This is a genomic window from Kitasatospora sp. NPDC096204 (genome assembly GCF_044763205.1).
Lineage (GTDB): Bacteria > Actinomycetota > Actinomycetes > Streptomycetales > Streptomycetaceae > Kitasatospora.
This window is the reverse complement of the sequence record NZ_JBIWFT010000038.1, coordinates 25,789-43,527: the sequence shown is the minus strand read 5'-3', so window position 1 is coordinate 43,527 and position 17,739 is coordinate 25,789. Positions and strand designations below refer to the sequence as shown.

The 17,739-nt window shown below is 74.9% G+C and carries 20 protein-coding genes; 9 read left to right on the top strand and 11 right to left on the bottom strand.

Going from position 1 to position 17,739, the window contains the following annotated elements:
• Window positions 1-231: 231 nt before the first annotated feature.
• A complete protein-coding gene (locus ACIQ87_RS32180) occupies window positions 232-1,008 on the top strand; it encodes a LuxR C-terminal-related transcriptional regulator (RefSeq protein ID WP_402413669.1) in 777 nt (258 codons plus the stop codon).
• Here ACIQ87_RS32180 and ACIQ87_RS32175 read toward each other — a convergent pair.
• Window positions 1,001-2,536, bottom strand: coding sequence for an AMP-binding protein (locus tag ACIQ87_RS32175; RefSeq protein WP_402413667.1), 1,536 nt, complete (start codon window positions 2,534-2,536; stop codon window positions 1,001-1,003). The genes ACIQ87_RS32180 and ACIQ87_RS32175 overlap by 8 nt on opposite strands.
• A 269-nt stretch (window positions 2,537-2,805) precedes the next feature.
• On the opposite strand from ACIQ87_RS32175, the gene ACIQ87_RS32170 reads away from it, so the two are divergent.
• The 3 genes from ACIQ87_RS32170 to ACIQ87_RS32160 are packed head-to-tail and all read left to right on the top strand — an operon-like array spanning window position 2,806 to window position 4,203.
• Window positions 2,806-3,264 carry a group II truncated hemoglobin gene (locus tag ACIQ87_RS32170; RefSeq protein ID WP_402413664.1) on the top strand — a complete coding sequence of 153 codons (459 nt, stop codon included), beginning with the start codon at window positions 2,806-2,808 and terminating at the stop codon, window positions 3,262-3,264.
• A complete protein-coding gene (locus tag ACIQ87_RS32165; RefSeq protein ID WP_402413661.1) occupies window positions 3,261-3,812 on the top strand; it encodes a GNAT family N-acetyltransferase in 552 nt (183 codons plus the stop codon). Before ACIQ87_RS32170 ends, ACIQ87_RS32165 begins: the two co-directional genes overlap by 4 nt.
• 25 nt (window positions 3,813-3,837) lie before the next feature.
• Complete coding sequence (locus ACIQ87_RS32160) at window positions 3,838-4,203, top strand: VOC family protein (RefSeq protein ID WP_402413660.1); 366 nt, start codon at window positions 3,838-3,840, stop codon at window positions 4,201-4,203.
• Between the two features lie 17 nt (window positions 4,204-4,220).
• Here the strand turns inward: ACIQ87_RS32160 and ACIQ87_RS32155 are convergent, their stop codons facing one another.
• On the bottom strand, window positions 4,221-4,814 hold the full coding sequence (locus ACIQ87_RS32155) for a maleylpyruvate isomerase N-terminal domain-containing protein (protein ID WP_402413658.1): 594 nt from the start codon (window positions 4,812-4,814) through the stop codon (window positions 4,221-4,223).
• Between the two features lie 164 nt (window positions 4,815-4,978).
• Window positions 4,979-5,761, bottom strand: a complete 783-nt coding sequence (locus ACIQ87_RS32150; protein ID WP_402413656.1) for a dioxygenase — start codon at window positions 5,759-5,761, stop codon at window positions 4,979-4,981.
• Between the two features lie 147 nt (window positions 5,762-5,908).
• Here ACIQ87_RS32150 and ACIQ87_RS32145 point away from each other — a divergent pair, with 147 nt between their 5' ends.
• Window positions 5,909-6,376, top strand: a complete 468-nt coding sequence (locus ACIQ87_RS32145; protein WP_402413781.1) for a MarR family winged helix-turn-helix transcriptional regulator — start codon at window positions 5,909-5,911, stop codon at window positions 6,374-6,376.
• On the opposite strand, the gene ACIQ87_RS32140 is transcribed toward ACIQ87_RS32145, so the two are convergent.
• Window positions 6,373-7,668, bottom strand: coding sequence for an RNA polymerase sigma factor (locus ACIQ87_RS32140; protein ID WP_402413653.1), 1,296 nt, complete (start codon window positions 7,666-7,668; stop codon window positions 6,373-6,375). The genes ACIQ87_RS32145 and ACIQ87_RS32140 overlap by 4 nt on opposite strands.
• Before the next feature lie 52 nt (window positions 7,669-7,720).
• A complete protein-coding gene (locus ACIQ87_RS32135; RefSeq protein WP_402413651.1) occupies window positions 7,721-8,092 on the bottom strand; it encodes a YciI family protein in 372 nt (123 codons plus the stop codon).
• Between the two features lie 215 nt (window positions 8,093-8,307).
• Here ACIQ87_RS32135 and ACIQ87_RS32130 point away from each other — a divergent pair, with 215 nt between their 5' ends.
• The 3 genes from ACIQ87_RS32130 to ACIQ87_RS32120 all read left to right on the top strand — a co-directional run bounded on the left by ACIQ87_RS32130 (window position 8,308) and on the right by ACIQ87_RS32120 (window position 9,993).
• Complete coding sequence (locus tag ACIQ87_RS32130) at window positions 8,308-8,718, top strand: hypothetical protein (protein ID WP_402413648.1); 411 nt, start codon at window positions 8,308-8,310, stop codon at window positions 8,716-8,718.
• Between the two features lie 146 nt (window positions 8,719-8,864).
• On the top strand, window positions 8,865-9,323 hold the full coding sequence (locus ACIQ87_RS32125) for a molybdopterin-dependent oxidoreductase (protein ID WP_392868819.1): 459 nt from the start codon (window positions 8,865-8,867) through the stop codon (window positions 9,321-9,323).
• 151 nt (window positions 9,324-9,474) lie between these two features.
• Window positions 9,475-9,993: a GNAT family N-acetyltransferase gene (locus tag ACIQ87_RS32120; protein ID WP_402413644.1), complete on the top strand. Its 519-nt coding sequence runs from the start codon at window positions 9,475-9,477 to the stop codon at window positions 9,991-9,993.
• A 98-nt stretch (window positions 9,994-10,091) separates the two neighbouring features.
• On the opposite strand, the gene ACIQ87_RS32115 is transcribed toward ACIQ87_RS32120, so the two are convergent.
• Window positions 10,092-11,120 carry a LacI family DNA-binding transcriptional regulator gene (locus ACIQ87_RS32115; protein WP_402413641.1) on the bottom strand — a complete coding sequence of 343 codons (1,029 nt, stop codon included), beginning with the start codon at window positions 11,118-11,120 and terminating at the stop codon, window positions 10,092-10,094.
• Window positions 11,121-11,318: 198 nt separating this feature from the next.
• On the opposite strand from ACIQ87_RS32115, the gene ACIQ87_RS32110 reads away from it, so the two are divergent.
• Window positions 11,319-12,275: a DUF4436 family protein gene (locus tag ACIQ87_RS32110; protein ID WP_402413638.1), complete on the top strand. Its 957-nt coding sequence runs from the start codon at window positions 11,319-11,321 to the stop codon at window positions 12,273-12,275.
• A gap of 421 nt (window positions 12,276-12,696) precedes the next feature.
• Here the strand turns inward: ACIQ87_RS32110 and ACIQ87_RS32105 are convergent, their stop codons facing one another.
• The 5 genes from ACIQ87_RS32105 to ACIQ87_RS32085 all read right to left on the bottom strand — a co-directional run bounded on the left by ACIQ87_RS32105 (window position 12,697) and on the right by ACIQ87_RS32085 (window position 17,695).
• Window positions 12,697-13,452: a GNAT family N-acetyltransferase gene (locus ACIQ87_RS32105; protein ID WP_402413635.1), complete on the bottom strand. Its 756-nt coding sequence runs from the start codon at window positions 13,450-13,452 to the stop codon at window positions 12,697-12,699.
• Between the two features lie 206 nt (window positions 13,453-13,658).
• Window positions 13,659-14,753 (bottom strand): WD40/YVTN/BNR-like repeat-containing protein, encoded by a 1,095-nt coding sequence (locus ACIQ87_RS32100; RefSeq protein ID WP_392868805.1) that lies wholly within the window; start codon window positions 14,751-14,753, stop codon window positions 13,659-13,661.
• Between the two features lie 228 nt (window positions 14,754-14,981).
• A complete protein-coding gene (locus ACIQ87_RS32095; RefSeq protein WP_402413631.1) occupies window positions 14,982-16,424 on the bottom strand; it encodes a dihydrolipoyl dehydrogenase family protein in 1,443 nt (480 codons plus the stop codon).
• A complete protein-coding gene (locus ACIQ87_RS32090; RefSeq protein WP_402413628.1) occupies window positions 16,421-16,735 on the bottom strand; it encodes a hypothetical protein in 315 nt (104 codons plus the stop codon). Before ACIQ87_RS32090 ends, ACIQ87_RS32095 begins: the two co-directional genes overlap by 4 nt.
• A gap of 225 nt (window positions 16,736-16,960) precedes the next feature.
• The gene (locus tag ACIQ87_RS32085; RefSeq protein WP_402413626.1) at window positions 16,961-17,695 is read right to left on the bottom strand and encodes an alpha/beta fold hydrolase; all 735 of its coding nucleotides are present in this window, start codon (window positions 17,693-17,695) and stop codon (window positions 16,961-16,963) included.
• Between the last annotated feature and the right edge of the window lie 44 nt (window positions 17,696-17,739).

Here is a 17,739-nt window from a genome sequence, read left to right as displayed (position 1 = left end):
CGGTTCCCCTTCTTCCCTCAAGGCGGTTGCCGTCGTTGGCCGCCACCCGCTGCCGCCGGTGCTCACCACCCGCTGCCGTCGTTGGCCATCACCCGCTGCCGCCGGTGTTCGCTACCCGCCGGTAGCGCACGGGCGCACCCTACGCCCGGGTAGTTGCCGGCGTCCGCGACTCCACGAAACACGCATGTCAGGACTCTCGCCACCGGCTCCACCGCGTGTGACAATTCCGCGATGACCAGGGCTGCGGACCCCCACCTTGCGCAACCCCTCGACGACGCTGCGCAACCCGACGATCCCCAACTCGCCGCGCGCGCCGCCGAGCTGGTGCGGGACGCCGTGCTCGGCGACCTCGCCCGCCGGGTGGTGGCGGAGTGCGGCGTCGACGTCGGCCTGGTCGGCGTGCCCGAGTCGCTGGCCGGCAGCGGCCCCGACGCCGAGGGCATGGTGCTGCGGCACTGGGCCGGCACCCGGGCCGACCTGCTGCACGACGTGCCCGTCCCGGCGGGACTCGGCCTCGGCGGTCGGGCGCTCGCCGAGCGCGCGCCCACCTGGGTGCCCGACTACCGTGCGGCGACGACCATTTCGCACCACTACGACGCGGCCGTGGCCGCCGACGACCTGTACGCGATGCTCACCGTCCCGCTGATGGACGGCGGCACCGTGCACGGCGTGGTGTACGCCTCGCTGCGCACCGTCGTCCCGTTCGGGGACGTGCGGATCTCCGCGGTCGGCACGCTGGCGAAGGCGGCGACCCGGGCGCTCGCCGGGGCCGCCGCCTGGAGCCGGGAGCGGCCCCGGAGGGCCTCCGCCGTACCGTCGTTGACCCCGCGCGAGCACGAGGTGCTGCGCTGGGCGGCGACCGGCCGGACCAACCCGGAGATCGCCGCCCGACTGGGCCTGACCTGCAACACGGTGACGGGCTACCTCAAGTCCGCGATGCACAAGCTCGGGGTCCGCAACCGGACCGAACTCGCCCTCGCGGCACGGGAGTCGGGGCTCGTCAGTTGACCTGGCGGTCCCGCCCGGACCAGTACGGCTCGCGCAGCCGGAACTTCTGCAGCTTCCCGGTGGCGGTGCGCGGCAGGGAGTCCCGGAACTCCACCGTGGTGGGCGACTTGTAGCCGGCCAGCCGCTGCTTGCAGTGCGCGATCAACTCGGCCTCGGTGACCGCCTCGTGGCCCTCCCGGAGCACCACCAGCGCCTTCACCGTCTCGCCCCACTTCTCGTGCGGCACTCCGATCACCGCCGTCTCGGCGACCGCCGGGTGGTCGTACAGGCAGTCCTCCACCTCGATCGAGGAGACGTTCTCCCCGCCGCTGATGATGACGTCCTTCTTGCGGTCCGAGATGGTCAGCAGGCCGTCCGTGAGGGTGCCGCCGTCGCCGGTGTGGAACCAGCCGTCGCGCAGCGCCTCGGCGCTCGCCTCGGGCTGCCGCCAGTAGCCGTCCAGCACGGTGTTGGAGCGCACCAGCACCTCGCCGGAGGGGTCCACCCGCAGTCGGGTGCCGAGTGACGGGGCGCCCGCCCGCACCAGCTTCTCGGCCCGCTCGGCGGCCGGGAGCGTGTCCCACTCGGTCCGCGAGCGGTTGACCGTGACCACCGGGGAGGTCTCGGTCAGGCCGTAGAGCTGCATGAACTCCCAGCCCAGCTGCTCCTCGACCTGCTGGATCACCGAGGTCGGCGGCGGGGCGCCGGCCACGATCATCCGCACCCGGTCCCGGCCGGGCACCGGGCCGTCCCAGTCGGCGGCGGCGTCCAGCACCATCTGGACCACGGCGGGCGCGCCGGACAGGAAGGTCACCCCGTGCCGCTCGACCCGGCGCAGGATCTCCGCGCCGTCCACCTTGCGCAGCACGATGTGCCGGGCGCCCAGGCCGGTGAGCGAGAACGGCAGGCCCCAGCCGTTGGCGTGGAACATCGGCAGGGTGTGCAGGTAGACGTCCCGGTCGCCGGCGCCGTAGTGCAGGGCCATCACCGTCGCGTTCAACCAGATGTTGCGGTGGGTGAGCTGAACGCCCTTGGGGCGGGCGGTGGTTCCGCTGGTGTAGTTGATGGTGGCGGTGTCGTTCTCGTCCACCGCGTAGCGCCGCGGGGTGCCGTCGAAGTCGTACAGCACGGCGTCGCTGTCCGCGCCGAGCACGAACTTGTGCTTGGCCACCACCCCGCTCAGCGAGTCCGCGACCTCGGGGTCGACCAGCAGCACGGAGGCGCCGCTCTGCTCGACGATGTACGACACCTCCTCGGCCTTCAGTCGGAAGTTCACCGGCACCAGCACCCGGCCGTACCCGCTCACCCCGAAGAAGGAGGTCAGCAGCCGGGCCGAGTTGTGCGAGACGATCGCGACCCGCTCGCCCGGCCCGACGCCGAGCCGGTCCAGTCCGGCGGCCTGGGCCCGGGCCAGTTCGGCGACCCTGCGGTAGCTCAGCTCGCCCCAGGATTCGGCCGGCTGCACCGGCTCGTCGACGATGCCGACCCGGTCGCCGTAGACCAGCTCGGCCCGGTCGAGGAAGTCCATCACGGAGAGTGGAATCTGCATGGGGCCCACTGTCCTCCCCAGCCCGCACCCTGCACACCCCCGATCGGGGGTGTCACCCGTCCGGTGGGTACCGCGGTGCGGTCCCGCCGGGCATCGGCGCGCCTGCCACCCGCTGCCGGCCGCCTGCCGCCCGCCGCCGGGCCGGGCAGCTGGAGCCCGTCCCTCCGCTTGCTGAGCCCGGCGCGAACAGCGGGCTCACAGTGCCTCCGTCCGCGCCCTCCGCCTGCTAGGAAGGCCACAACGCACGGTTCACCCACGGGGAGCACACCTTGAACGACCACCGGCCCGGCACGCTCTACGAGGCCGTCGGCGGCATCGACGTCCTGCGGCGGCTCAGCCGCACCTTCTACCGGGGCGCCCTCGCCGACCCCCTGCTCGCCCCGGTCTTCGCCGACTTCACCCCCACCCACATCGAGCACGTCGCGGTCTGGCTGGCCGAGGTCTTCGGCGGCCCGACCGGCTACACCGACGACCTCGGCGGCCACCAGTCGCTGCTCCGCGCCCACCTGGGCCTGGCCATCACCGAGGCGCAACGGCTGCGCTGGATGGAGCTGATGGCCGAGGCCGTCCGCGCCGAGCTGCCCGAGGACGAGCTGCTCCGCCGCCGGGTGCTGGAGTACTTCGACTGGGGCACCAGGATCGCGGAGGACGTCTCCGGTTCCCCGGCCGGCACCGACCTCGGCGACCCGGGCCCGACCCCGCGCTGGGGCTGGGAGGGCCTCAAGTGACCGCCACCGCGGCCATCTCGGCCGACGGCCTGGTGCTGCGGCCCTTCGAGGACGCCGACGCGCCCGCCCTGATCGAGGCCTACCGCGACGAGACCCTGCGCCGCTACATCCGCACCCCGGTGGACGACGCCGAACAGGCCGCGCACTGGCTGCGGCTCCAGTACGACGGCCGGGCGGCCGGCACCCGGTACTCCTTCGCCGTCCTGGAGGCCGGCGAGCTGGTCGGCAACGTCGTGCTCAAGCGCGGCACCCCGGGCGGGGAGAGGGCCGAGGTGGGGTACTGGACGACCGGCCCGGCCCGCGGCCGGGGGGTGGCGCCGCGCGCGGTGGAGGCCCTCACCGCCTGGGCCTTCGCCACCTTCGCCGCCGGCGGCCTGCGCCGGATCGACCTGCTGCACGAGGGCGACAACCACGCCTCCTGCCGGGTCGCGGAGAAGAGCGGCTACACCTTCACGGAGATCGTCCCGGCCTTCCCGCCGTACCCGCTGGACGGCCACCGGCACTCCCGGAATTGGCTGGACGGATCCGATCGGCGCACTTCAGAGTAGGCCCATGGCTTCTCTGGTACGACATGTGACGATTGACTGCGCCGACCCGTACGCCCTGGCCGGCTTCTGGGTCGAGGCGCTGGAAGGCACCCTGGGTGCGGACGACAACCCCGGTGACGAGATGGCCGTGGTGGAGTCCGCCGGCGCCTCGCTGCTCTTCATCCGGGTGCCCGAGGGCAAGTCGGTGAAGAACCGGATCCACCTCGACCTCCAGCCGCAGGACCGCGGCCGGGACGAGGAGGTGGAGCGCCTGGTCGCCCTGGGCGCCACCGTCCTGGAGGACCACCGCCGCCCGGACGGCAAGGGCTGGGTCACCCTGTCCGACCCGGAGGGCAACGAGCTGTGCGTCGAGCGCAGCCGGGCCGAGAAGGCCGCCACCGGCGACGCCTGACCGACCGACCGCCCGGATCAGTCCGGCCACTCGCCGATGGCCGCCCGCCAGGTCCACGAGGACCTGCGCGGGCGGCCGTTCAGTTCCCCGCGCCCGGTGCACCAGAGCAGGACCTCCGCCGGGTGGGCGGCCGGCTCCTGCGGCGCGTGCGGGAAGAGCCGGTCGAGCGCGAAGCGGCACAGGTCGGCGGGAGGCTGCCAGGGCAGGCCGAGGCCGCCGGTGATGTCGTGGGTGTGCAGCAGCGTCTCGGCGACGCCCATCGCGGCGAAGCCGAGCGGATCGCAGGGCCCGTGGTGGTAGGCGCGCAGCTCGGGCGGGGCGGCGTCCAGGGCGGTGGCGAGGAGGTGTCCGGCGGCGGTGACCACGGTGAGCACCTGGGCCGGGTCGGCCCCGGGCCGGACGGTGAGGTCCAGCGGGAGGTAGCGGTCCCTGGGCCGGGCGGCGAGCTGGCCGGCGTAGGCGAGCAGGTCGTGGGCGATGTGGGCGGCGGTGTCGCGGCAGCTCCACTCCAGGAGTCCGGCGGGCACGTCCCAGTCGCGGTCCCCGGTGTGCGGGGAGAGGACTGCCAGCGAGGCGTCCAGGGCGGTTCGTACGGCGTCGCCGCTGCGCATGATCGTTCCTTCGGCTTCGACGTCGACTTCGGGTCCGACTTCGACGGAACGTCACACGATAGGCCCAGCGCCCCGGCCCGCGCCGGGAGTTGATCCGATGACCGGTCCGCTCCCCGGCGAGGGCCGCGACAGCCGGGCGGGTGGGGCCGCGGCGATCTCGCGGCTCAGCCCAGCTGGATCGAGCGCTTGGCCAGGCCCATCCAGAACCCGTCGATGACGCTGCGCTGGCTGTCCAGGTCGGCCTCGCCGGCGCCGAGGGTGACGAACAGCGGGGCGAAGTGCTCGGTGCGCGGGTGGGCCAGGCGCCCGGCCGGGGCCTTGTGCTCGAAGTCGAGCAGCGCGTCCAGGTCCTGGGCCGCCAGGGCGCGCCGGCCCCAGTCGTCGAACTCGGCCATCACCGAGGTGACCCGGCCGTCCCTGCTGAGCGCCCGCAGGTTGTGGGTGAAGAAGCCGCTGCCGACGATCAGTACGCCCTCGTCGCGCAGCGGGGCGAGCTTGCGGCCGATCTCCATCAGTCGCTGCGGGTCGAGGGTGGGCAGCGAGACCTGGAGCACCGGGACGTCGGCGTCCGGGTACATCTCCACCAGCGGGACGTACGCGCCGTGGTCGAGTCCGCGGTCGGGGATGTCCTGGACGGGCGTGCCGGGGGCGCGCAACAGCTTGCGCACGCGTTCGGCGAGTTCCGGTGCGCCGGGGGCGGCGTACTGGACCCGGTAGTAGTGCTCGGGGAAGCCCCAGAAGTCGTACACCAGCGGGATGGTGGTGACGGCGCCGAGGGCGAGCGGAGCCTCCTCCCAGTGGGCGGAGACCATCAGGACGGCCTTGGGCCGGGGCAGGTCGGCGGACCAGGCGGCCAGCTCGCCCGGCCAGATCGGGTCGTCGGCCAGCGGCGGGGCGCCGTGCGACAGGTACAGGGCGGGCATGCGCTCGGGGGCCGCGGTGCTCATGGCGTCCTCCTCGGGACCGTTTCGACCGGTGGGGCGGGTCTGGCAGTTCGGGTAAGCAGGTAGTTCAAATTTGAACCTCTGCTGCGATCGACGGTACACCTTCGTTCGAATTTGAACAACAGGAGTAGGCTTCACCCCATGTCCTCACTGAACGAACCCCGCTGGCTGGACCGGGACGAGGCGGCCGCCTGGCGGGGCTTCGTCACCGCGAGCAACCTGCTGAACCGGAGGCTGGAACGCCAGCTCAAGGAGGACTCCGGCCTCTCCCACCAGCAGTACGAGATCCTGGTGCACCTGTCCGCCGCCCCCGGCGACTCGCTGCGGATGACCGAACTCGCCGACAAGCTGGTCACCTCCAAGAGCGGGCTGACCTACCAGGTCACCCAGCTGGAGCGGGCGGGCCTGGTCGCCCGCCGCTCCTGCCCCAGCGACGTGCGCGGCGTCATCGCCGAACTCACCGACCAGGGACGGGAGATGCTGCGCCAGGCCGCACCCGGGCACGTCGCCCTGGTGCGCGAGCTGCTGATCGACGTGCTCACCCGCGAGCAGCTCGCGGTGCTCGCCGAGGGCCTCGGCGCGGTCAGCGCGCGGCTGCGGCTGGAGGAGAACTCCTAATCGGGGTCGGAGCCGGGGGAGGACCCCCGGCCCTCCCCACCCGGCCCCTCGCCGAGCGCCGCCGCCCGCTCCAGCAGCAGCTCCCGCTCCCGCTCGTTGCGGGTCAGCCCCGCCGCCCGCTCGAACTCCTCCCGGGCCTCCGCCGCCCGCCCCAGCCGGGCCAGCAGGTCGCCCCGCACGCTCGGCAGCAGGTGGTAGCCGCGCAGCGCCGGCTCCGCCGCCAGCCCGTCCACCAGCTCCAGCGCGGCGGCCGGGCCCCGTGCCATCGAGACCGCCACCGCCCGGTTCAGCGCCACCACCGGGGAGGGCGACAGTGCCAGCAGCCGCTCGTACAGCGCGGCGATCGTCCCCCAGTCGGTGTCCGCGTAGCGCCGCGCCCGGGCGTGACAGGCGGCGATCGCGGCCTGCACCGAGTACGGCCCGGTGCCCGCCTGCTCCAGGGCGTCGAAGCCGCGCCGGATCAGCAGCCCGTCCCAGCGGGCCCGGTTCTGCTCGGCGAGCAGTACCGGCCGCCCGTCCGGCCCGGTCCGGGCGATCGTGCGCGAGGCCTGGAACTCCAGCAGCGCGGCCAGCCCGTGCACCTCCGGCTCGGCCGGTATCAGCACGGCCAGCACCCGGGCCAGCCGCAGCGCGTCCTCGCACAGCCGGGGGCGGAGCAGGTCGTCCCCCGCGGTCGCCGAGTAGCCCTCGTTGAAGATCAGGTAGATGACCTCCAGCACCGAGGCGAGCCGCCGCGTCCGGTCCTCCCCGTACGGCACCTCGAACGGCACCCCCGCCTTCGCCAGCGCCCGCTTCGCCCGGACGATCCGCTGCGCCACCGTCGGCTCGGGCACCAGGAAGGCGCGGGCGATCTCCGGGGTGGCCAGCCCGCCGAGCAGCCGGAGGGTGAGCGCGATCCGCGCGTCCGCGGACAGCACCGGGTGGCAGGCGGTGAAGATCAGCCGCAGCAGGTCGTCGTCGATGTCGTCCGGGGCGGCCGGCTCCGGGGGCGGCACGTCCTCCGCGGACCGCCCCACCTCGGCGAGCTTGCGGGCGTAGACCTCCCGGCGGCGCACCAGGTCGATCGCCCGGTGCTTGGCGGTGGCCGTCAGCCAGGCGCCCGGGTTGTCCGGTACGCCCTCCCGGGGCCACCGCTCCAGCGCGGCCACCAGCGCGTCCTGGGCCAGCTCCTCGGCGATGCCGACGTCCCGGACGATCCGGGCGACCCTGGCGATGATCCGCGCGGACTCGATCCGGAACACCGTCTCGACAGCCGCCGTCGTGGTCCTGCGGGTAACAGCCCTCTCCGTCACGGCCACTCATCAGAGCAGCCGGTGCGGACGGAGGCAAGCGTCGACGCAGGTGCTACTTCGGCGGCTCCGGCATCTCGTCGATCTGCCGGACCTCGGCCTCCACCGGCCAGTGCACGGGGTGGCTCTGGAGGAACCGCCGGGTCCACTCCAGGGCCTCGGCGTGGTCCTTGCACTGGAAGATGGCGTAGCCGCCGACGACCTCCTTGGTCTCGGTGAACGGCCCGTCGGTGCAGCTGACCTTCCCGTCGTTCCAGGTCAGCCGGGTGCCCTGGGAGGTGGGTGTGAGGCCGCCGGTCTCCAGCATCACACCGGCCCTGGTGATCTCCTCGAACAGTGCTCCCATCCGCTGCTCGAAGCCCGGATCCGGTTCCCAGCCACCGCGGGCGTTCTCGTCGATGCGGATCAGCGTCATGAAGCGCGGCATGGTGACTCCTCGGTCGAGCGGGCGGGGCCTCTCCCCGCCTCTCACTCCTGCGTCGAACGGGCCGGCGCCGGATCGACACCGCCGTGGGGAAATCCTTCCGCCTCCTCCCGGTCCGCGCCCGGGAGACGGGCCGGGAGGGGGCGCCCTGGGCTGTGCCGTCCGGGCGGTCCGTGGTCGAATGGCCTGTACGTACGAGCTGTGGAGGGGAGACACGGATGCTCGTGGACATTCTGGGTGCGGTCGTCGAGATCCTGGGGGCGACGGTCGGCGAGTCGACGGCGGAGGAGCGCAAGGAGCACGACGCCTTCGCCGAGGGGCGGGTGGTGTTCTTCGAGGGCTGCGTCACCGGCGCCCGGCCCTACTGCCGCCCGACGGCGGAGTTCCTGCAGGCCTCGGTCGGCGCCCTCGCGATCTCGCCGCTCCGCGCGGCCGACGTGCGGGCCCGCTACCTGCCGAGCGACCTGGTGCTGGTCGAGGTCCGGAAGCGGCGTGACGGCGACCCGAAGACGGTCGAGAAGAACTGGACCGTGTTCGAGTGCCGGGACGGGCAGGACGTGGTCCTGATCGGCTGCGCCTCGGGCAACGCGGGCTACGTCCGCCGGGCGCTGCGGTTCGAGGAAGCCTGACCGCAGAATCCAGCCGACTGGAGGATCGGCCATCGCAACTGCGGAGAAATGGCTCTCAAGGCCTGGCAGATGCGAATGCCCGCCTGTCGCCTCGGGTAGTCCTCCTCGCGGGCCACGGCGCCGTGGCCCGCGAGGAGGGAGCACCCATGACCCCGGCGAGACCCACCGTCCGACTCCACGGCCACCTCGACCGCCCCGCCGAACTCACGGTCGCGCAGCTGCGCGCCCTCCCCGCCCGCCGGGTCGAGGTCGGCTTCGACTGCTTGACCGCGGGCGAGCGGCGCCACGGCTACGAGGGCCCGCGCCTGCTGGACGTGCTGCGCGCCGCCCGGCCCCGGATCGACTTCTCCGGCCGCAAGCAGCGGCTGCGCTTCCTGCTCTCCGTGGCCGGCGCCGACGGCCACCGGGCGGTGGTCTCCTGGGCCGAGATCGACCCGGACTTCGGCGACCAGGAGATCCTGCTCGCCACCAGCATGGACGGCGCCCCGCTGGACGCCACCGGGCCGCAGCTCGTCGTCCCCGACGACCACTGCGGCGCCCGCTACGTCAACGCCGTCACCGCCGTCTGGCTCGGCCCCCTCGGCGACCCGCACCCCTCCGTCTGACGCCCGCCCCTCCGTCCGACGCCCGCCCGCGGGCCTGCCGTCCCGGCCCCGTGGGCCTGCCGTCCCCGCCCCGCGGCCGCACGCCGGAAGGGGCCGGACGGCGGTCCGAAAACACTCGCCGGAGCCGGGTTTCCGTGCCAACATGCCCCATATGGGGACGATTCTGCACGGCACCTTGGTCACGCTCCGCCCCGCCACCGGCGACGACATCCCGGCACTGGCGGCCATCCGCGGCACGCCCGAGGTGTTCGCCCGCTGGCGCGGCGGCGACGACCTGCTCGGCGAGGTCGCCAACGACCTGGAGTCGCCCGGCACCGAGACCTTCGCGATCGACCTCGGCGGCAAGGTGGTCGGCGCCATCCAGTGGTACGCCAACAACGACGACGAGTACCGGCACGCCGGGATGGACCTCTACCTCGACCCGACGGTGCACGGCCTGGGTCTGGGCACCGACGCCGTGCGGACGATGGCCCGGCACCTGGTGCACGACCACCACTACCACCGGCTGGTGATCGACCCGGCCGCGGACAACCTCGCCGCGATCCGCTGCTACGCCAAGGTCGGATTCCACACCGTCGGCACCATGCGCCAGTACGAGCGCGGCCCGGACGGCACCTGGCACGACAACCTGCTGATGGACCTGCTCGCGGACGAGCTGCTCGAAGGCTGAGCCCTCCCCATCGGGCCCCGGCGTCAGCCTCTCGCCGGCCCGGGCGTCAGGCCTTGGCCCGGGCGTCAGGCCCGCGCCCTCGGCCCGGGCGTCAGTCGTCAGTCCCGCGCCTCGGCCGGCGGGCAGCCGCAGGAGCGCCGGACCACCAGCCGGGCCGGGAAGGTGCGGGCGCCCCCGGCGCGGCGCTCCGGCCCGCCGAGGACGAGTTCCAGCGCGGCGCGGGCCATCTCGTCCTGCGCCGTGGTGACGGTGGTCAGCGCCGGCCCGGCGATCACCGCCTCGGCGATGTCGTCGAAGCCGGCCACCGCGAGGTCCTCCGGCACCCGGATGCCGAGGTCGTCGGCGGCCCGCAGCAGGCCGATCGCCTGGTCGTCCGTCGCACAGAACACGGCGGTCGGCCGGTCGGGGCGGGCGAGCAGGGTGAGCGCCTCGGCGTGCGCCCGGACCCGGTCGAACGGCGCCGGGGTGAGCCGCCCCTCGGTGGGCAGTCCGGCCTCCCGCAGCGCGGCGACCCAGCCGGCCGTCCGCCCGGTGACCGGGTCGTGCGGGCTGAGCGCGAGGGTGCCGCCGAAGCAGTGCACCTCGGCGTGCCCGTGCCCGAGCAGGTGGCGGACCACCTCGCGGGCGCCGCCCTCGTCGTCCGCGACCACGGCGACGCCGTCGGGGCTCTCCGCCCGGTGGTGCAGCAGCACCACGGGCGTGCCGTCGGCCACGTCGAAGCCGGTCAGTCCGGAGGTGGCCGGGTCCTGGGTGACCAGGATCAGGCCGTCCACCTGCATCCCGAGGAAGGCGCGGATGTAGTGCGCCTCGCGCTCGTCGGCGTAGTCGGAGTTGCCGATCAGCAGCAGCCGGCCGTGCTCGGCGGCGGCCTGCTCGACGGCGTGGGCGAGCCCGGCGAAGAACGGCTGGCGGGCGTCCGGGACGACCATCCCGAGCAGGTCGGTCCGCCGCCGGGCCATCGCCTGGGCGACCCGGTTCGGCCGGTAGCCGAGCTCCTCGACGGCGGCGAGCACCCGCGCCCTGGTCGCCGGCGCCACCGGCCGCGGCCCGTCGTTGATCACATAGCTCACGACCGCCGTGGACGTCCCCGCCACCCGCGCCACATCGTCCCGCGTCACCCTCGCCATGACCGTTGAGCCTACACAGCCCCTCCGACCAGCCACGTTTGCCGAGTCTCAGGACGGATCTCCGTGCGGAAGCCCGGCCGGGCACCCCGGCCACCCCGACGGGTGCCCCGCGGTTGCGCCCCGGCCGTGGCCGCCCGGAGGGTGGCGGGACGGGCGGCCTCCCCGGAGGTCGCCACCGCTGACCGTGGGAGCAGGCCGATGAGCGCGCCGCCGCACCGGCGGGCCGTCCGGAGCACCCGCCCGGCGGCCCGGCCGCGGGTCCGCATCCACGCCAGGACGCGGGCCGCGCGGGTCGCGCCGCCGACGCCCAGGGTGGCGCCCTGGCGCTCGTACGCGGTGCTGGCGGCGATCCTGCTGTTCTGCGCGGCCGGGCTGCTGCTCTACCTCGACGAGCGCTCCAGCCGCGGCCACGCCCAGGTGGTGGGTACCGCGCCCGGGCCGGACGTCCTGGAGGTCGACGTGACGCTCCAGCGGGTGGACGCGGCCGCGCAGACGCTCACCGCGAAGGTGCTGCTCCGGCCGCACGGCGCGCTGGAGCAGCCGGACAGCCCGTTGGTCCCGGCGGGGGACGTGGTGCTGGAGACCACCTCGCTGGAGCAGACCACGCTCAGGTACCCGGCCGGCCAGCAGATCGGCTCCAGCGCGGTCTCCTTCAACCTCTTCGACGGGCGGCTCTCGGACTACCCGTTCGACCGCTACAGCGCGTTCGTCGGGTTCCGGGCCACCGTCGGCGGGCGGCCCGTCCCGGTGGTGATCGGCCTGACGGAGGCCGACCCCTTCTTCGTCTTCCGGAAGACCGGGCAGGTGAGCGAGGACTCCGGCGTCCTGGTGACCGAGCGGATCAGCCGTTCGCGCAGCACCTTCATCCTGGCCTGGTTCATGATGGCCGCGATGTGGGCCCTGGCGCTGTCCGTGCTGGTGGCGGCCTGGCTGATCGTCCGGCAGCGGCGCGGGATCATCTGGCCCGCCCTCGGCTGGATGGCGGCCACGCTGTTCGCCCTGGTCGGCATGCGCAACGCCGCACCCGGCAACCCGCCGATCGGCTCGCTGCTGGACTACGCGGCGTTCTTCTGGGCGGAGCTGCTGGTGGCCGTCGGCCTGACCATGGTCGTGGTGCGCGGCGCCCGGATCGAGGGCGGGCACCGGGGCACGTAGGCCCCGGCCGCGCGGGCCTCAGCAGGCGTAGTCGGGCGTGACGTCCGCCGACAGGCTGAGGGCGCGTTCGGCGCGGGGGCCGCGCAGGGCCGGCAGGGTCGGGGCGAGGGCGTCCACGGCGGCCAGGTGGGCGAGCCGGCCGGCGGGTGGTCTCCAGGCCGAAGACCAGGTCCTGCCCGCCCGCGACCAGGGCCGGGGTGGCCGTCCCGGTCAGCGGTGAGCGCGCGTAGGCGGTGAGCGCCGGCACCTCGGCCCCGGCCGCGCGGGCCAACCGGGCGGCGTCCACCACGTTGCGGGTGGCGCCGGTGTGGCTGACCACCAGACAGGCGGTGCCCGGGCCGAACCCGCCCGGCCCCGAGGCGCGGGGGTGCGGGCGAGTTCCGGGCGGTGGGCTCCGCGTGGTGGGCGGAGTCCGGGGCCGTTACCGGGCGGCGTCCGGTACGACGACCGTCAGCGAGGTCTCCTGCAGCAGGAAGCCCAGCGACTCGTAGAGCCGGCGGGCCGGGTTGCCCTCGGACACCACCAGGGTCACGTCGGCGAGCCCGCGCGCGGCGGCGTCCCCGACGGCGCGGCGCAGCAGGTCGGCGCCGAGGCCGCGGTAGCCGCGCTCCGGGTGGCGGAAGACGTCGGCGATCCAGGGCAGGCCGTCGCGGTCGGTGAGGGCCAGCCCGGCGACGACGCGGTCCTCGGCGTCCACCGCGAGCACGCTGGAGGGCAGCAGCGGGCCGATGACCTTCCCGGCCAGCAGCGGGCCGAGCCGCTCGGCCAGCACCTGGGCCCGCTCGCCCGGGTAGTGGTCGACGTGCCCGGCGGGGAAGGCGGCCCGCCAGGCCTCGTACAGCTCCTCGGGGGCGCGGTCGCAGGGCACCGGCCGCAGGCCCTCGCGCAGTGGCGTCTGCGCCCAGTCGGCGGGCGGGGGATCGGCGCGCAGGTCGCGGCGGAAGGTGTGGGCGTGCCGCAGCACCCGCGCGCCCTGCGCCGCCAGCTCCCGGCCGAGCCCGGGAGGGCCGGAGACCACCCAGCCGGGCAGCTCGGCCCGGATGAACCCGGCGGCGTCCACCGACTCGTCCAGGACCTCCAGCAGGTCGGCCCAGGGCCGTCCCTCCCGCTCGTCCAGCTGGTACCGCAGCACCGGCGCACCGTCGGCACCCCGCCTGACCACCCAGTCCTCTGCCATGGCCCACCCCACATTCGTACGGTCGTTCGTCGGCGGCCCATGCTCACCGAGGCCCTGCCGTCCGGCAACCGGTTATTTCCGGCCACCGCCACGGGCAGCGGCCTCGGGCCGCCGGGTCGGGCCACGGCGTCGGGCCGCCGCGACACACCGCCGCCTCGGGCCGTCGTCGCGGACGGCCTTCGGGCCGCTCGGACCGCTCGGACCGCTCAGGCAACCACCGCGGCCCGGAGGCAGAGTACGTCGGGCAGGTGGGAGAGCAGCAGTGACCAGCTCTCGCCCTCGTCCCGGCTGCCGTACACGTCGCCGGTCCGGTTGCCGAAGTAGATGCCCGCCGGGTCGGCGTCGTCGGTGCGCAGGGCGTCGCGCAGCACGATGCCGTAGTGGTCCTCGCCGGGCAGGCCCTGGGCGAGCTGTTCCCAGCTGGTGCCGCCGTCGGTGGTGCGGAAGACCCGGCAGCGGCGGCCGGGCGGGATGCGGTCGTCCGAGCCGCCGAGCGGGAAGAGGTAGGCGGTGTCGGCCCGGCGCGGGTGGGCGGCCACGGCGAAGCCGAACTCGGCGGGCAGCCCGTCCACGATCGAGTGCCAGCTGTCGCCCCAGTCGTCGCTGCGGTAGACGCCGCCGTGGTTCTGGAGGTAGAGCCGGTCCGGGTGGACGGGGTCCGGGGCGATCTTGTGCACGCACTGGCCGAACTCGGGGTACTGGCGCTCCTCCGGGAAGAACTCGGCGCGCAGACCGGTGTTGGAGGGCTGCCAGCTGTCGCCGCCGTCCTTGCTGCGGTAGACGCCGCCGCTGGAGACGGCGACCAGCAGCCGCTGCGGGTCGCGCGGGTCGGTCAGGATGGTGTGCAGGCCCTGGCCGCCGTACCCGGCCCCCCACTGCGGCCGCTGCGGGTGGTTCCAGAGCTGTTCGACCAGTGCGAAGGTCTCGCCGCCGTCGGTGGAGCGGAACAGCGCGGCCGGCTCGGTGCCCGCGTAGACGACGCCGGGGGCCTCCGCTCCGGCGGGCTGGAGCTGCCAGACCCGGGTGAGCGAGGTGCCGGTGGACTCCGGGAAGCGGATGGCCGGCTGCGGCGGTTCCGACCAGCTGGCGCCGAGGTCGTCGGAGCGCCAGACCGACGGGCCCCAGTGACTGCTGTCGGCCCCGGCCAGCAGTCTGGTCCGGCCGTCGCGCCGGTCGATGGAGACGGAGTAGATCGCGTTCATCGGGAAGTGCGGCCCGCTGAACTCCCACGTCAGCCGGTCGCGGCTGCGGCCGAGAAAGAGGCCCTTCTCGGTTCCGACGGCCAACAGCACCTCGGTCATGCCTCACACCACCTGGTCACGAGTACGCCCCCCGGACGGCCCCCGAGTGCCAGTGTCCCGCCGTCCACCGGTGGCCACACCTCGCCGCGCCGGTCACCCGGGAGGCCGACGGGAAACGCCGGCCGCCCAGGGGGCTCGTCCAGGGCTCGTTCGGGAGGCTTCCGCGCGGGCCCCTCCGGTGCTCGTTCGGGTGCTCGTACGGGGCGCTCCCTAGGGGGCCGCGCACCGCTACCCCCGGCAGTCCTCCAGCAGCCGCAGCCAGACCTCGCTGATCGTCGGGTACGAGGGCACCGCGTGCCAGAGCCGGTGGATCGGCACCTCGCCGACCACCGCGACGGTCGCCGAGTGCAGCAGTTCGGCCACCCCGGCGCCGACCAGGCAGGCGCCGACGATCACCTCGCGGTCCAGGTCGAAGACCACCCGGGCCCGGCCGCGGTAGTCGTCGCCGTAGAGCGAGGCCCCGGCGACGGAGCCGATCTCGTGGTCGACGGTCTTCACCCGCAGCCCGGCCGCCTCGGCGGCGGCCGCGGTCAGGCCGACGGCGGCGACCTCGGGCTGGGTGAACACCACCTGGGGAGCGCCCGCGAGGTCCGCGGACGCCGCGTGCGCGCCCCAGCGCGAGGTGTCCAGCGGGCGCCCCTGGGCACGGGCGCCGATCGCCGCGCCGGTGATCCGGGCCTGGTACTTGCCCTGGTGGGTGAGCAGCGCCCGGTGGTTGACGTCCCCGGCGGCGTAGAGCCACTCGCCGTCCACCCCGAGCACCGTGCAGCTGTCGTCCACCTCCAGCCAGTCGCCCGGCTTCAGACCGACCTGCTCCAGTCCGATGTCGGCGGTGCGCGGGGCCCGACCGGTCGCGTACAGCACCTCGTCGGCGGTCAGCGTCCCGCCCCCGCCGAGGGTGAGGGTCACCGGCCCGGAGCCGTCCGCCCGCTCCAGCGCGGTGACCTCGGTGCCGAAACGCACATCCACCCCGGCGGCCCGCAGGCCGTCCGCGACCAGCTCGCCCGCGAACGGCTCCATCCGCGGCAGCAGCGCGTCACCGCGCACCAGCACCACCACCTCGGAGCCGAGCGCCCGCCAGGCGGCGGCCATCTCCACCCCGACCACCCCGCCGCCGACCACGGCCAGCCGCCCGGGGACGGTCTGCGAGCCGGTGGCCTCCCGGTTGGTCCACGGGTGGGCCTCGGCGAGCCCCGGCACGTGCGCGGGCAGCACCGGGCGGCTGCCGGTGCACACCACGACGGCGTGCCGGGCGGTGAGCACCCGCTCGCCGCCGTCCTCGGCCTCCACCGTCACCGTCCGCACCCCGGCCAGTCGGCCGTGGCCGCGGACCAGCTCGATGCCGGTGTCCCGCAGCCAGCTCACCTGGCCGTCGTCCTTCCAGCCGGAGGCGAAGGAGTCGCGCCGGGCCAGCACCGCGGCCGGGTCCAGCCGCCGGTCGCCGACCGCCTCCCGGGAGCCGGCCACCGCGCGGGCGTCGGCCAGCGCGGCCACCGGCCGCAGCAGCGCCTTGCTGGGCATGCACGCCCAGTACGAGCACTCGCCGCCGACCAGCTCGGCCTCCACGATCACGGTGCGCAGCCCGGCGGCGACGGTTCGGTCGGCCACGTTCTCGCCGGTCGGGCCGGCCCCCAGGACGATGACGTCGTACTCCTCGGCGGTGCTGGTCATGCCCTGTCCTCCGTCGTCTCGATGGCCGCCCCGGCCCGTCGCGCGGGGGTGACGGCCGTGTGCTCGCAGTTGTCGAGCGACCGGGCGCGCCGGCCGCCGTGCCGGTCGTCGGCCGGGGCGACCGCGCGGGGGAGTGCGCCGCGGCCGCCTCCGGTTCCGTACCCGAGCCTGACCCGGGCCGCGCACCGCGGCCACTCGTCGTGCCCGTCGCGCGCCCCCGGGGTGAGCGGGGCGGCCGGCTCCGGGCCGCCGCCCGGCCGGAACTCCGGCACGGCGTCCGGCGGTTCGGTACGGCTGGGCTGCTCGCGCACGGGTGCTCGCTCTTCGCTCGGGTACGGCGTGGGCCCCATCCTGCCCGTCCGCGCGCGGTTGCGCGACGGACGGACACGCCGAGGGCGCCGTGGGGCACGCCGTTGGGCGCGGACGGGACAGTCCTGGGCCCGGGTCGGACGAACCGGCAGGGACGGGCCGCCACGGGCCGCCACGGACCGCCACACCACCTCGGGCCGGCACGGACCGGCCCGGCGCCGGCGGGCTCAGACCGCGGCGAGCTCCGCCAGCACCGCCGCCGTGTCGGCCGGGCGGGAGAACATCGGCCAGTGCCCGGTGGGCAGTTCGCGCAGCTCCCAGTTCGGCCCGGACATCCCGGCGAAGAACGGGTGCCCGGCGGCGATCAGCTCGTGCACCTGGGCGAGCGGGAAGGAGCAGGAGACCAGCGCCTGCGGCAGCGCGGCCCCGGCACCGGTCAGCCGCAACCGGTCCCGGAACGCCCCGGCCGGGTGCGGGGTGGAACGGGTGCGGATGCGCGCCAGCGCGGCCTCGTCCAGCCCGACCACGCTCGCGCCGTGCTCGGACAGGTACTCCCAGGAGGGCAGCGGGAGCCGGCCGTCGACCACGGAGGCCTCGGCCGTCCGCTGGTAGTCGGGCTGCCAGAGGTCGTACACCGAAGTGCCGTCGGCCAGCGGGCCGCTGTCCAGGTAGACCACCCGGCCGATCCGCTCCGGCATCCGGTCGGCGACCCCGCCCACCGGGGCGCTGGCGCCGCTGTGCGCGACCAGCACGACGTCCGACAGGTCCTCCCGGACCAGCAGCGCGGCGAGGTCGGCGATGTGCTCCTCCAGCCCGAACTCGCCTTCCTCGGAGGCGCGTTCGCCCACTCCGGGCAGGCTGACGGCGTACACGCGGTGCCCGGCCGCACGCAGCGGCGCGGCCACCTCGTCCCAGGCCCAGGCGCCGATCCAGAACCCGGGGACCAGTACGAACGTGCTCATGGCGGATCACTCCTTCATCGGTGGGATGTCCGGGGGAGGCGTCG

Bases quoted from the DNA above. Each gene is read 5' to 3' on its own strand.
- ACIQ87_RS32180 (WP_402413669.1), top strand. From the start codon at position 232: ATGACCAGGGCTGCGGACCCCCACCTTGCGCAACCCCTCGACGACGCT.
- ACIQ87_RS32175 (WP_402413667.1), bottom strand. From the start codon at position 2,536: ATGCAGATTCCACTCTCCGTGATGGACTTCCTCGACCGGGCCGAGCTG.
- ACIQ87_RS32155 (WP_402413658.1), bottom strand. From the start codon at position 4,814: ATGCGCAGCGGCGACGCCGTACGAACCGCCCTGGACGCCTCGCTGGCA.
- ACIQ87_RS32150 (WP_402413656.1), bottom strand. From the start codon at position 5,761: ATGAGCACCGCGGCCCCCGAGCGCATGCCCGCCCTGTACCTGTCGCAC.
- ACIQ87_RS32135 (WP_402413651.1), bottom strand. From the start codon at position 8,092: ATGCCGCGCTTCATGACGCTGATCCGCATCGACGAGAACGCCCGCGGT.
- ACIQ87_RS32130 (WP_402413648.1), top strand. From the start codon at position 8,308: ATGCTCGTGGACATTCTGGGTGCGGTCGTCGAGATCCTGGGGGCGACG.
- ACIQ87_RS32125 (WP_392868819.1), top strand. From the start codon at position 8,865: ATGACCCCGGCGAGACCCACCGTCCGACTCCACGGCCACCTCGACCGC.
- ACIQ87_RS32120 (WP_402413644.1), top strand. From the start codon at position 9,475: ATGGGGACGATTCTGCACGGCACCTTGGTCACGCTCCGCCCCGCCACC.
- ACIQ87_RS32115 (WP_402413641.1), bottom strand. From the start codon at position 11,120: ATGGCGAGGGTGACGCGGGACGATGTGGCGCGGGTGGCGGGGACGTCC.
- ACIQ87_RS32110 (WP_402413638.1), top strand. From the start codon at position 11,319: ATGAGCGCGCCGCCGCACCGGCGGGCCGTCCGGAGCACCCGCCCGGCG.
- ACIQ87_RS32105 (WP_402413635.1), bottom strand. From the start codon at position 13,452: ATGGCAGAGGACTGGGTGGTCAGGCGGGGTGCCGACGGTGCGCCGGTG.
- ACIQ87_RS32100 (WP_392868805.1), bottom strand. From the start codon at position 14,753: ATGACCGAGGTGCTGTTGGCCGTCGGAACCGAGAAGGGCCTCTTTCTC.
- ACIQ87_RS32095 (WP_402413631.1), bottom strand. From the start codon at position 16,424: ATGACCAGCACCGCCGAGGAGTACGACGTCATCGTCCTGGGGGCCGGC.
- ACIQ87_RS32085 (WP_402413626.1), bottom strand. From the start codon at position 17,695: ATGAGCACGTTCGTACTGGTCCCCGGGTTCTGGATCGGCGCCTGGGCC.